The organism is Rhizobium sp. R339 (assembly GCF_002211395.1).
Lineage (GTDB): Bacteria > Pseudomonadota > Alphaproteobacteria > Rhizobiales > Rhizobiaceae > Rhizobium.
Map to the genome: position 1 here is coordinate 112,563 of NZ_LOKV01000027.1, position 12,995 is coordinate 125,557.

The window sequence follows — 12,995 nt, forward strand, 5'->3', positions numbered from 1 at the left end:
AATAATGGGGCCCCGACCCGATGGCACCGAGCGATCAATGAGCGCATCTCCGGCACTCGCCTGCCGGATACGGCCGAAAGGGCGGCATTCGGGGCGCGCCCCCGTGACTGCCCTTGTCGATCGCATTCCGAACTGATGCGCATCAGTGTCAGCTGGATTGCGGTCAAGTGCTAAAAAAACCCGTCGCTACGCCGCATGCACGGTTGCCGCTAGGGCGGCCGGCGCGAAAGGAACTGCCACTTTCATGCTGCTGGGGTTATCCGACGTCTTTGTCGAAGAGTTGGTGGATGCCCACCAGGCGCGAGTGTTGCCGGCTCGCATACGATTTTGATCGCGCTACTGACCTCGATGGTCTCGGGTCTGGTCGCAGACAGACGAGGATCTCCTCCTTGAGCCTTCCTCCTAATCGCGCTGCTGACGTTCGAACAACGATGACGGAAGCATGCGTGGGCTTGGATGAAAGGTGGCGTCGTCCTGTAGAGGCGGACAAGCTTCGACGTTGCTCCGCGAAGGAACGTTGGCTGGCGCGTTGTCGGCTCCTGCAATCTCTTCCGGCATGGCTGGGGAAGGTCCAGCCTGACGGAGCTTCCTTTGCGGGCTCAGGCCTGCAGACCACTTCAAACCCGGGCTTTCATCCGTAGTCAGCAGTTATCAGGCGCGCTCTCGCCGGCTTAAAGGTAATAGGGAACTCCCGAAGAGGAGAACGGGCGGCCGCAGACGCCGGTCAAAGCGCACCGATGGTGGCGCACCTCGGCTTTTGCCTGGGACATCTCTCGATCTTCGCCGCTGCATCCAAGCCGCTGGCTGTCAACTCCTTATCATCTCCGGATGACATCTGGAACAGAAACAAACCCAGCGCTGGGACGATGAAAAACCTACTTCGCAATCGTCTCTCATAGTACGACGTGGGATTTCAATCTCGCCCTATGCCGGAACGCCGCAGTGCATTATCGCGCCGGCGAAGCCGCCAAAAATCCATTAAGCTATTGCAGAGCTTCGAGAAATTGCTCGATTTGACGGCAGTCAACACGACGCCTCGCAACCAGCGGCCGGCCGCCTCTCTGAAGACCGGGGACCTATTCTACCAATTGCCCACCACTTTTAACCGATTGTCGCCTCTCCAATCCTTGTCTGAAATAAAGAATCACGGATAATGACGCCATTTCGCTGATTTCGGCGATTCTATCGACATAATGGCCAGAGGCACGATGAACGCGTTCACTTCGTTACCGTCATTCGAATTCGACGACAAGATTCTGATGCAGGGCGCGGAGATATCGCGCAAGCTCGACCAATTGCGTCTCGAGAATTTTCCGCCGGATGCGAGGAAGACGCTTCGTCAATTCTCGGTGGCCGAAGTTGCTCACTATCTGGGCGTCACCCCCAGCAATCTGAAGCGTCTCTATCTCGACGGCAAAGGCCCCACCCCAACGACGATGTCGGGAAACCGGAAGTATTACACCGCGCAGCAGATGATGGAACTCCGCTTCTTTCTCGACCGAACGGGAAAGACGGAAGCGAAGCGATATGTTCCGCACCGCAAACAAGGTGACAAGCTTCAAGTCATTGCGGTGGTCAATTTCAAAGGCGGTTCTGGCAAGACGACGACCGCAGCGCACCTTGGCCAGCATCTGGCTTTGACGGGGCACCGGGTTCTGGTGGTCGATCTCGACCCGCAGGCGTCACTCTCGGCTTTGCACGGATTTCAGCCCGAACTGGACAGGAACCCATCGCTTTACGATGCGCTGCGCTACGACGATGACCGCAAGCCCATTTCGGACATCATACTGCCTACCAATTTCCCGGGTCTAGATATCGTCCCTGCAAACCTCGACCTGCAGGAATACGAGTACGACACGCCACTGGCGATGCAGCAGGCGGGTTCCGAAGGAAAGCGGTTCTTCACCCGCTTCGGGAAGGCGCTCGAGGAGGTAGACAGCCGCTACGACGTCGTCGTCGTCGACTGCCCTCCGCAGCTTGGATATCTTACGCTGACCGCACTTACGGCTGCCACGTCCGTATTGATCACGGTCCATCCGCAGATGCTCGACCTGATGTCGATGTCGCAATTCCTGCTGATGCTGGGCAACATCACGAAGACGATCAAAATGGCTGGCGCCAATGTGCGCATGGATTGGCTGCGTTACCTCATCACCCGTTTCGAACCTTCGGATATTCCTCAAGTCCAGATGCTGGGCTTTATGCAGTCGATGCTGGCCGAAGAAATTCTCAAGAGCCAGATGGTGAAGACGACGGCGATTTCCGATGCCGGCCTGACGAAACGCACCCTTTATGAACTGGACCGCTCGAATTTCACGCGCGAAACTTACGATCGCGCCATCGAATGCATGGATGCCGTCAATTTCGAGATCCAGGGCTTGATCCACAGGGCATGGGGAAGGCTGTAGCGATGTTGACGGCCGTCAAAACCAGCAAAATAACCTGTCAAAACAACATAATATCGAGTTTTCGGGGATAACAGAATGGCTCGCAAGAACCCGTTCATGAACGTCATGAGTAACGCCGGCTCAGATGAAAGCCGCGTGGCGCTCGACTACACAATCAAGGGGGCGTCCAAATCGATCCTGAGCTCTATCGACGAGATCGCAGCTCGCGCGGACCGGTTGCTGGAGGGCGAAACTATTGTTGAGTTGGAACCTGATCTCATCGATCCGTCCTTTGTCCGGGATCGCATCGAAGATGACGAGCAGGAGTTTGCGGAGTTGCGTTCGGCAATCCAGGACCGAGGTCAGGATAGTCCCATCCTCGTGCGTCCACATCCGAAGGCGTCAGGACGCTACATGGTCGTGTTTGGCCATCGGCGGCTGCGTGCGGCTAGGGAGCTCGGCAAAAAAGTCCGCGCTGTCGTCAAACAGCTTCAGGACAGCGATCATCTCGTCGCTCAAGGCCAGGAGAATTCGGCGCGTGCTAACCTGTCCTTTTTTGAGAAGGCAATGTTTGCAAGAGAGATCGCACGACTCCATGTCGATGGAGACAACGCGATCATTCTTTCTGCGCTCTCCCTGGACAGGGCAACCCTGTCGAAAATGCTGGCGGTGGCGGGCATGCCTGGTGAGGTGCTCGACGCTGTCGGCGCAGCGAAGGGTATTGGCCGCGATCGCTGGTATGAGCTGAAGGCGTTGTTGGAACGGCCGACAAATCTGGAGAAGGCGCTCGCTTTCGTGAAGTCTGAAGAATTCGGCGAGAAGACAGGGGATGATCGCTTCAACGCTTTGCTCGCCCACGTCAAAACCTCGCGTCGGGCGAATTCGACAAAACGGATCCGTAATGCGAAATGGGTTTCAGAGGACAAGTCGGTCGCCATTGATTTGAAGAGCGACGGGCGGTCGTACACGCTCGCTTTGAAGGCCAAAGACGCCCTCGGTTTTGGAGATTTCCTCTCCGAGAACCTGTCCAATTTGTATCAGACGTATCGGAACCGCAAGATTCAACCGTAGAGCAGAATGCCGGACGTATGGTCGTGCGTGTCGATTCGCAAGCCGCTCGGCTTTGTCTTGCATCAGGAAGCCGATCGGGGAATGGGTGGGACCTGGTGCATCGCAGCGACAGGCCTGTCCCCCTTGGCGCCATCCTCGGTCTATGACCAGGCCTGCGTCTGAGGCAGGAAAACTGCGCCACGCGTTGTTGCGGAGCCGATCACGGACCTTGCTGTTACCGCTGGCATTTACTGGCTCCGTCGATACCGACAGGCGTTATTTCTTCACGGTTTTCTAAAAAGGGGAGACATTCAGGATCTTCAGGGCCGGCCGTCAGCTAATTCTAAAGCACTCCCGCGCTTCAGGCCGTCCAAATAGCCAGAGCACACTGCCTTGACCAACTCCAGTAGAATAGCAGTCCGCTCCCCCAGCCAGGCGAGGGCCTCCTCACTGATCTCGAAATGCTTTGAATACCGCGCTTTCACGTATGCTTCGTTTAGGGTGTTGAACCACGCACGCTCACGATGTTGGTCGCGGGGAAAGGCTTCAGCTAGGCGCCGGTCCTGCTCCTCGGCGAGCGAGCGGAGGAACTTGATATTATGAGAAGGCGGACCGTAGTTTGTGAGTGTCAGGAGGACACAAGAATAGGCCTGCTCTAAGGCCTGATGAAAAAGAAAAGCGGCGCGCTTTCTATATTGTTCGCTGCGAGCATGTTCCGCCAGGTGGAAAAACTCCTGCGTGGCCTCCAGCCGCTCCTCAAAGTGCTCCTTCGCTACCTTAAGCTGAGCCGATGGTGAGAGTGGCTTTGGCTCAGCCAGGGGCTCGTCATCCAGCTCGTAAAGTACGACACCTTCCTTACGGATGTCGGAGAAGAAGTATTGCCCCTCCCTGAGGTAGGTGTTCACCTCCCGCCTAGAATGAACGATGAAGCTCACCGGCGTCTCGATCGACTTGTCATGGATCAATCTGTCTGCTGCCTTGTACCAATATTCGGCGAACTCGCAGAGTTTGCGGTTGTTGACGATGATCAGGAGATCGAAATCCGACCGGTATCCTTTGATGGTGAACGGCTCGTCCACCCAGCCGCCTTTGGCGTATGATCCAAAAAGGATAATCTTCAGAATCCGCCCACGTTTTTTGAACTCTGCCGTGCCGTCCCTCAGCACGTCTTCGAATTCCTCGTGAAGAATTTGCAGAGCGCGTTCGAGCTCACGTTGTTTGCGAAGCGGAATATGTTCGACAGACGACTTCATTTCATTATCGATAGGCGAAACATAAGATATCGTCCACTGGCAGTTTCGCGACTGGCGTATGGCGACTGTCGTTTGACGATTTGAGTGTCGCAGCGGATACGTCGGTCTCGCGAGAGACACATAGGCTTACAGGGTGATGCGCCACCGATGGGGTAGCTTCCGATAAGCGGTACTTATCGGAAGTGAAACTCGCCTCATCAAGACCAGTCTGTGGCAGAACCGACTGTAACAGTCGCTTCCGTTTAATGCTCGATTAACCATACTTTCAATGCCTTGCGACATTTCGTGGTAGTCCCCGACCAATCTCTTGCTGCCCACTGCTGACAGCGCATCGCGTCTTAATGAGCGGATCACCCGTTCGTCGGTCGGCGCGGATTCGCTCGAACGGATGCACTTTGCCGCCGCCTGAGCCTCGCTCTTGGTCGGTGGCGCGCTCTCGTCCACCTTGAGGACGCTCGTCCTAGACGACGAGGCGGATACCAGCCGAGGCTCTCTGTTCAACCCGCCTGAGCAACCGATATAGATCAATCTATCTCTTCCGCATTTCGCGCAGACAGAATAACGCCGGCCTAGCATTATCTCGCGGCTTTTGCTAATCCCAGGTTGTTCACTTTGGAATAGTATTGTGTCAGCCGCATCCATCTCCATCCAAGAAACGATTGACCTTTTAGAAGGCCAGTTTGCCAAATTTGCCGAAGGCTTCACCAGCGGCATGTACGCGCTGTGGCTTGGGTCAGCCATCTCCCGTGAGCGCGTCGTCGGGCTGGACGGAGTGCTTGCCAAGTTGCTGGAAGGACTTCGCCAACGCGTCGAGAACACCGCAACCTGTCCCCATTTCAAGGCTTTGTCTCGCATCTTAGATCTTGCGGAACTCAGCCAGGAGCAGCGTACTCAAATTGACTTCTCAACGCCGCTGGAAAAGGATCTCCAGAAGATCATCATCGACCGTCTTTGGACCAAGTATTCTAAGGTGCTGGGAACTGAGGTCGAGGGAAAGCCACAACTCGACTATCTCCTCTGGGACGTCCTTGACTTCAAGAACACCTTCGCATCGCAGCACGCAGACGCCGAGCATCTCGCAATTGGGATGCTTGTGCTGGAGGGCGTTGTTTCGGATATCGCGACTGCAAATTGGGACGCCCTGCTAGAGGCCGCGATGGACGAGCTGGGCCACACCAGCGCGCCGTACACTGTGGCCGTGACCGGCGACGATCTTAAGGGCCCCAAGGGCGAGGCCGTTCTTTACAAATTTCATGGTTGCGCGCGGCGAGCGATCGAAGATGAACCGAAGTACCGGCCCCTCCTGGTCGCCAGAGAGGCTGCGATCAACCAATGGATGGCAAATCCGGCGTTCGAGAAAATCCGTGTGCAACTCGGTGCGCTTTTGCAACGGACTCGGACCATCATGATCGGCATGTCTGCGCAGGACAGTAATATTCAGCTCCTGTTCGGCAACAAGGGCTGGAAGTGGGATGACGAGCCTTCGCCGATCATCTTCTCGGCACAGGAATTGAGCGAGGGGCAGAAATCCATTCTTGAGGGAGCCTATCCAGCCGATTACGAGGCAAACCGCAATTCAATATGCGACAACGCCAAGTTTCCCGCCTACGCCAAGGCCATTCTTCTCGCACTGCTCTTGTATGTCCTCGGACAAAAACTTGAGCTTCTCACCTTAAAGGTTTCGTCCGAGGGACTGGACACGGCTGCCAAGGAGGCACTTGCTCAAGGCATAAGAGCAATCCGCAATAAGGCCGCCGAAGGGGGTGACTCCGATCGATATGAGATGGCGCGGACAATAGCCCGAGTGATCGGACGTCACGCCGAGCAGTTTTTTGCCGGGCGAAGCGAGAGTGGCGCTCGGCCTTATGTGGCGATCCATTCAAAGGCTCCTCATCTGATGAGCGCTGACAAGCAGATCGAATACTCGGGTCAGATCGAGGCGGCAGTAGCGTTGGGCGCCATTGGATTGGAAGTTCAGGAGAAGAAGTGGAGCCTGTCGATAGATGATCCTTCCGCCAACACGTCGGGAACGTTGAAGGTAAGCGGGCCCGGCGCCAGCGCCCGCGTGTTTTTCGCTTCGACAGACGACAGAATCAATGGGTTGATCAAGTCCGGCGCTTTCAGCCCCGATGACGCGGACGTTGTTGTGCTATGCTCTGGCAGCGTTACGCAAGGAAAACAGCGAAGCCCGCGGGCGCCTATGCGCGATGGTCGCCCCGAGCCTCGCTATCTCGGCATGGAAGATATCTTGAAAGACAGTGTCTCCTTGGGAGACTTTCGGCATCGGTTTACCGGGGAGGTCGGACTGTGACAACCAGCGAACGCGTCGTCGAGCTGTTGACCACCCAAGGCAGATACCGCGTTGTCGCCAAACCGTTTCGAATCGGCTCCCAGGAATTTGACTTCACCCATATCCTCGCCGGCACGGGCAAAGCGAACGATATCGTTCTCGTCATTGAACTGACCGGGGGCTCAGCGAACGATGTCGTGACCAGATCGGTATTCGCGTTTACTCGTGCCCTTGATGTGGTGGGTTCGAGGCGCCCCGTCACTGTAGTTCTGACCTCAGGCCAGGCAGACAAGGAACTGGTCAACGCCATCAATCGGGTTTGCCGAGTGCTTCCGATCGGCGCCCCTGAGGGCGAAGATTCCCATCAGACGGTGAAGGATTGGCTTTCTGCCCTGCTGCCGTTAGAGAGCCCGCCACCTGTCGCCCACCTCGCGGATTGGCGCGGCCTCTTGGTGGACGACCTAAAAGAATCACTGGATGAGGCCGAGACCGAGCTGTTCATAAGCTGGGCGCAAGGTGGGAAGGAAAGTGTTGAGGACGCTCTGGCAGCAGAGATAACTGATCGCGCCGACAGAGCGTTGGAGGAGGGCGACAAACCATGACCCCGAAGCTGAAGTCACTGACCATCGAGAATTTCCGCAGTATCCGCGGCACTGTCGTGGTGCCACTCGATGCACATGTGGTTCTCGTGCACGGCTCCAACGGCATGGGCAAGACCAGTGTGCTGTCGGCCTTGGAACTCGGATTGACCGGTTCAATTGCACACCTGGATCGAAGACAGTCCCGCTACCAGGAGTTTCTCACCAACATCCACGCCAAGTCGGGTTCCATCCAACTCTCTGTTGAAAATCTGCCTGACGTGACCGGACGATCACCGGGAGCTCTGACGTTCTCTTCGGATCATTTCAAAGCGGAACCCGTTCTGCCCGAGACGGTCGCGTCGTTTTTTGCGGAGCGGTGCTATCTGCCGCAGGCCGTGCTCGGCCGCCTTCTCGAAATCTACGACGAGCAGAAAAAGGGCACTCATTCAGAACTCACCCAATTCGTCAAAGAATTGCTCAGGCTCGATCCCCTTGACGCGCTGGTCGACGGCCTCGATCACGCATTCAACGTAACGCGGGTGCGCAAGATTGCCCCTTCTTACAAGCAGCTTGAAGGGCTGCTTGAGAATTACGAGGCACAGGCATCGCGCTTGGCCACCACCTTATCGGCCGCTGAGGACGCCTTGCGGAGCAGGCGCCAACGTATCGGCGATCTACTATCAAAATTATTCGCCGGCGAGACATTTGCCGGCCCTAACTTGGACGTCGGTGAGCTTCGTGGACGGGCTTCCGAACGTGGCTCTGATGAACAGCAGCTCTCCGCGCTGGCAAGCGATAGAGCAGAGCTGCTTGCACTGCAGTCTCGCTTGAACGGACCGGAAAATCTGAGTGCAGACCTCGATGTCGCAGCCGTGGAACGTGTAGGCGCACAAGAGGCAGAGGCGCTCCAGGCGTGGCTGAACGGGCCTGGCGTCAAGCTGACAGGTTTGCTCGACCAGGTGCGCAAAGAGTACGCAGATCTTGCAATCCCTGATCTAGAATTCCACGAAGTTACTGAAGAGGCCGTGAAATGGTGCAGCGCCGAAATCATTCGGTGCGATAGGGTACTGGCGCAACACGACAAGGCTGTCGAGGCGTTCACAAATGCGCGGGCAGTTATTGATCGTGCGTCAGCCCGGATCCGCGAGATCAATGAGAAATTGGAAGCCGGCGCCAAGGATGCTCGTGCACTCGCGAACGCGCTTGCCGGTGTGGCTCCCCATGTGGAAGGTGACACATGCCCGGTATGCAGTCGCGACTATGCAGAACTGAAGATGGGGTCGCTCACCGCCCACATAGCCGCGACCATCGCCAATCTCACAACCGAGGCGGGTCAACTGCAGGCACTCGCGGCCGAGCGCGCTGATGAGAGCCAGCGACTTGCCACCGCACAGCGAGATCTCGTCGCCGCTGAAGGAGGAGCGCTTTCGGCCGAGGATCTAATTCGATGGCGGCAGAAGAAATCGACGACCTCCTCTCTCCACAGCCAGCTGACGGAACTTTCCGAGCAGGCGGCCGAGGGTAGCAGGCTCGGCCGCAGCGTGATGGAGGCTCGGCTGGCGGTCAGCACGACAAGACGTGCGCTGCTTTTGTCGGTTAGCGTTCTTCCGGAACTCGAGAACATCGTCAGCCGGGTCTCTGGGCGTCCGGTGAATTCGTTCGAGACGCCGCAAGCCGCTCTCGCAGAGGCGCTTGACCTAGTTGGAGAGCGTGTCAGGGGAGTAGAGGAGAGGCTTTCACTTAGAATCGCCTTTGTCACGGAACTCGACCAGTACGAGCGCGAAAACTCAATCGTTACCGACCGGCGAAGCCAACGGGCAGAGATCGCGCAACGCGCCGCCTCGGTTCGCTCCACAGTCGGCGAGATCAACGCGATCCGTGACAAAGCAAAGTTTGTGGCACAGACCGCGAGCAGCGTACGGTCGAATATCGTTCGTGGCGTTTTCAGCGGGTCTCTCAATAAAGTCTGGCGGGACTTGTTCGTTAGGCTCGCCCCCGCAGAACAGTTCGTGCCACAGTTCAAACTCCCAACAGATGCCGCAGGAAAAGTTGAGGCTGTGCTGCAGACGGTTCATCGATCCGGAAAGGCAGCCGGGACGCCGGGAGCAATGTTGAGCCAGGGGAATCTGAACACCTCTGCCCTGACGCTCTTTCTCGCGCTCAACCTGTCAGTCCCCGCACAATTGCCGTGGCTCGTTCTGGATGATCCGGTCCAATCCATGGACGACGTCCACATCGCTCAGTTCGCGGCGCTTCTGCGAACCCTCGCAAAGGATTTGGGCAAGCAGGTTATAGTCGCCGTCCACGAACGCGCTCTGTTTGATTATCTCGCACTCGAGCTCAGTCCTGCATTCGCCGGCGATAGCCTTATTACCGTTGAGATCAGCCGCAGCTTCGACGGGAATACTGTTGCCGATCCCAAGTTCTTCGAGTTTGTCGACGATAAAGCAGTTGCTGCCTAGCAGGCGTTCCCTCGCATCGCTTTACGGAGGCATTCCGAAGTTTATCGCCCTCGATGATGTTAGTTTTGATGCTAGGCACCAGCTCCTCAGCCAATACACAATGCAAGCTCTTTAGCAAACAGGGTAGCGCGTGTCCTGGCGGCATCAACGCCTTGAGGACATCCTCAGTTCGGCGGCTCAGGCGACGCACGTAGCAGAGATATTTGAATAGTAGCGCTCTTTGATCGCCTTCCATACTACGGCGATTGTCGAATCGAATAGCGGTCGTATACCATTACGCAAACACTTCTAGACTGGTCCGATTTCGTGAATAGCAAGCCCTACGAAACATCTCGCCTCTGGAAAGAGGCCTTCTCGGATCCAAATGATCCCACAGCCAAGAATCTCGATGCCGAGTACGCGAAAGCTTGGGATAAATCGTGCTCCATCGCTAAGCGCATCGCGGTTGATGCCCCTGGGCTTACACTTCACGACGAAAGGCATTTTGTGGCACTGTGGAGGGCGGCGGACCTTCTTGTCCCGGAGGGAGTGAAACTAACGCCGGTCGAAACGTTCATCTTTGGCGTCGCTATCTTAATACACGACGCAGCACATACCGTGCTTGCATACAGAGGCGGGTTATCGGCTTTATCGCAAACTGACGAATGGAAAGACAATCTGGTCTCGCGTCTCGACAATCTCGACCCGGACGATGACCTTCCCCTTGTCGCAAATTTGACCGAAAGCGTACGAAGGGCGGTCACATTCGACACCGTCCGGGCAATGCACGCGGCGGCAGCTGCTAAACTGCTTTCTCTAGCGTTCAGCAATCCGCTTGTCGGAGCTGATTTCTATATTTTGGAAGACCTGACGATTCGCAGACACATGAGTGTGACAATCGGCGAAATCGCCGCAAGCCATCACTGGAGTCTCTCGAAGGTAGCGACGTTGCCGCGTGCCCGCAGCCTCATCGCCCCCTACGACCAATATGGCTCGGTTCGAGTAATGTTGCTTGCAGCTCTGATGCGAACCGCTGATGCAATTCAAATCGACGGTTCCCGTGCCCCGGACTTCGAATTTGCCATTTCCAACCCACAGGGTGTGTCGGCTTATCACTGGGCTGCGCAGAATCATCTCGCCACCAACGTAGACATTGAGGATCAGGAGGCGCTAGCGATAAATAGCACAGTTCCTTTTCAGGAGGCTGAGGCCCGCGCTTGGTGGATCGCCTATGATCTCGCGAGAGTTGCCGATAGGGAATTGAGGGAAACAGACGCCCTATTGCGAGATAATGGAGAGCAGAGACTACGGCTACGACGTATCCGCGATATCGAAACACCGGAACGCTTCGCTAAACGTGTATCAACAGACGGATGGGAACCGATATCTGCAGAGGTGAAGGTGGGGGACACCTCTAGAATCGTAGATATGCTCGGTGGCCGCGGACTTTATGGCCATGACGTCACCGTGCCTCTCCGAGAGTTGATCCAGAATGCTGTCGACGCGGTCCGAGCACGCCGACTGGTCGAACCTGGTTACCATGGAAAGGTAGTCGTAGAACTGGAAGCAGGCGATAACGGCCACGGAGAGACGGGTTACTGGCTGCGGGTGAATGACGACGGCTTTGGCATGTCGCCCGCGATCCTTACGGGACCATTTCTGACATTTGGTGAAAGCGGCTGGTCAAGTTCAGCGCTGAAATACGAGCGTCCGGGCTTCGTTGCGCGACGCTTCAGACATATCGGACGATACGGGATCGGTTTTTTTTCTGTCTTTATGATTACGGAAATCGTTAGCGTTACCAGCCGCGCCTTCAACGAAGGACTTTCGGCTGCAAAAACCCTTCAGTTCTCGGCGGGATTGGGGCTACGGCCCTTAATCAAAGAAGCCGAAGGCGGCTCCATGTCGGTCGTTACATCAGTAGAGCTCTTCATAGGGGCCGAAACGAAAACGCGCCTGATGCACAAGCGAGGGGCGCGGACTGTTATCGACCCCGATGGTACGCGCCGGGAAATAGCGCCAGAAGTATACACGATTGCCGAATTGGTTGGCATGATGTGTCCGATCATAGACGTGGACATCGAGGGATTCGATAGCGATAGCGGGGCCAGAGCAGTCATTCGTGCAGACTGGACGACTTGTGGGGTGGAGAACTGGCTGCCGCGCATTCTTGGCATCCCCGGTGACGAAATCCCGGAAGCCATTATCAGCCACCCCGAGCTAGTCGAGATAATTGGATCGCCGGCCCGCCCGATTGGCAGAGCGTCTTTGAACCCGTCCCAACAGCATCTAGGTGTCTATGCCATCGGCGGATTCGGTACAAAGAAAACGGAGACATTAAGCCGTACGGAGACCGCGTTAGTGGGCTGCGTAGACCGTATGCCCGCAGGACCTAAACGCGACCTAAGCGAGCCTCTGGATAGGGAAGCTGTCGCGCGCTGGGCATCCGGTCAGGCGGCAAAATGGGCGACGATTGACCTGACCGGCGAACAGAGAAATTTTGTTGCCGCAAATGCCGCTAGTTTTAGAGGTGATGCGTCGCCTCTCGCAAATGCGCGAATTGATGGCAAGTGGTTTACCGTCACTGAGGTTTACGAGCTTCTCCTAACGAAGGGCCCGATCTATGCGCCCATCCGGAGTCATGCAAACGGCAGAGAATGGACTATCAGTGGAACCGTGAATATCCCTTCGGGTTTCCTCTACCATCCGGACGATGTGACAGTGGAGCTCGAAAACGTCCTCGTAGCAGGAGCTACCGCAGATAGCCGCGACTACTGGGCGGTTCCCGAAGAAGGGGTCGATGCGCCTTTCAGCTTCTTAGCAATTCTCGGACGCCACTGCGTGCTACAGGGTCGAACGCTGGCTTTTGAAGGCGGCAGGATTGACTTCGGGCATTATAGCGGAGAGACTATCAAGCGCGAATGGCGCACCAACGGCGACCGGATCATAATACCGGGGATTACAATCGATCTGGTCGATGCTCGGGTTTAGCG

The 12,995-nt window shown here is 56.4% G+C and carries 7 protein-coding genes; 6 read left to right on the forward strand and 1 reads right to left on the reverse strand.

The annotated features are described in order from the left end of the window. Positions 1-1,208: 1,208 nt before the first annotated feature. Together repA and repB are read left to right on the forward strand one after the other, a co-directional pair. Positions 1,209-2,408 (forward strand): plasmid partitioning protein RepA, encoded by a 1,200-nt coding sequence (repA, locus tag ATY76_RS29305; protein WP_088678337.1) that lies wholly within the window; start codon positions 1,209-1,211, stop codon positions 2,406-2,408. A 75-nt stretch (positions 2,409-2,483) separates the two neighbouring features. Then, a complete protein-coding gene (gene repB / locus ATY76_RS29310) occupies positions 2,484-3,458 on the forward strand; it encodes a plasmid partitioning protein RepB (protein ID WP_088678154.1) in 975 nt (324 codons plus the stop codon). A 299-nt stretch (positions 3,459-3,757) separates the two neighbouring features. Here the strand turns inward: repB and ATY76_RS29315 are convergent, their stop codons facing one another. Further along, positions 3,758-4,690: a nucleotidyltransferase and HEPN domain-containing protein gene (locus ATY76_RS29315; RefSeq protein ID WP_088678155.1), complete on the reverse strand. Its 933-nt coding sequence runs from the start codon at positions 4,688-4,690 to the stop codon at positions 3,758-3,760. A gap of 625 nt (positions 4,691-5,315) precedes the next feature. Here ATY76_RS29315 and ATY76_RS29320 point away from each other — a divergent pair. The 4 genes from ATY76_RS29320 (at position 5,316) to ATY76_RS29335 (ending at position 12,993) form a co-directional block, all read left to right on the forward strand. Beyond that, a complete protein-coding gene (locus ATY76_RS29320) occupies positions 5,316-7,001 on the forward strand; it encodes an SIR2 family protein (RefSeq protein ID WP_245310128.1) in 1,686 nt (561 codons plus the stop codon). Then, positions 6,998-7,582, forward strand: a complete 585-nt coding sequence (locus tag ATY76_RS29325) for a hypothetical protein (RefSeq protein ID WP_088678156.1) — start codon at positions 6,998-7,000, stop codon at positions 7,580-7,582. Before ATY76_RS29320 ends, ATY76_RS29325 begins: the two co-directional genes overlap by 4 nt. Then, entirely contained in the window at positions 7,579-10,023 is a 2,445-nt protein-coding gene (locus ATY76_RS29330) for an AAA family ATPase (protein ID WP_088678157.1), read from the forward strand. The genes ATY76_RS29325 and ATY76_RS29330 overlap by 4 nt, the downstream gene beginning before the upstream one ends. Before the next feature lie 306 nt (positions 10,024-10,329). After that, positions 10,330-12,993: an ATP-binding protein gene (locus tag ATY76_RS29335; protein WP_088678158.1), complete on the forward strand. Its 2,664-nt coding sequence runs from the start codon at positions 10,330-10,332 to the stop codon at positions 12,991-12,993. Positions 12,994-12,995: the final 2 nt, after the last annotated feature.

Excerpts from the sequence above, each read along its gene's own strand:
- repA (WP_088678337.1), top strand. The coding sequence starts at position 1,209 with ATGAACGCGTTCACTTCGTTACCGTCATTCGAATTCGACGACAAGATT.
- repB (WP_088678154.1), top strand. The coding sequence starts at position 2,484 with ATGGCTCGCAAGAACCCGTTCATGAACGTCATGAGTAACGCCGGCTCA.
- ATY76_RS29315 (WP_088678155.1), bottom strand. The coding sequence starts at position 4,690 with ATGAAGTCGTCTGTCGAACATATTCCGCTTCGCAAACAACGTGAGCTC.
- ATY76_RS29330 (WP_088678157.1), top strand. The coding sequence starts at position 7,579 with ATGACCCCGAAGCTGAAGTCACTGACCATCGAGAATTTCCGCAGTATC.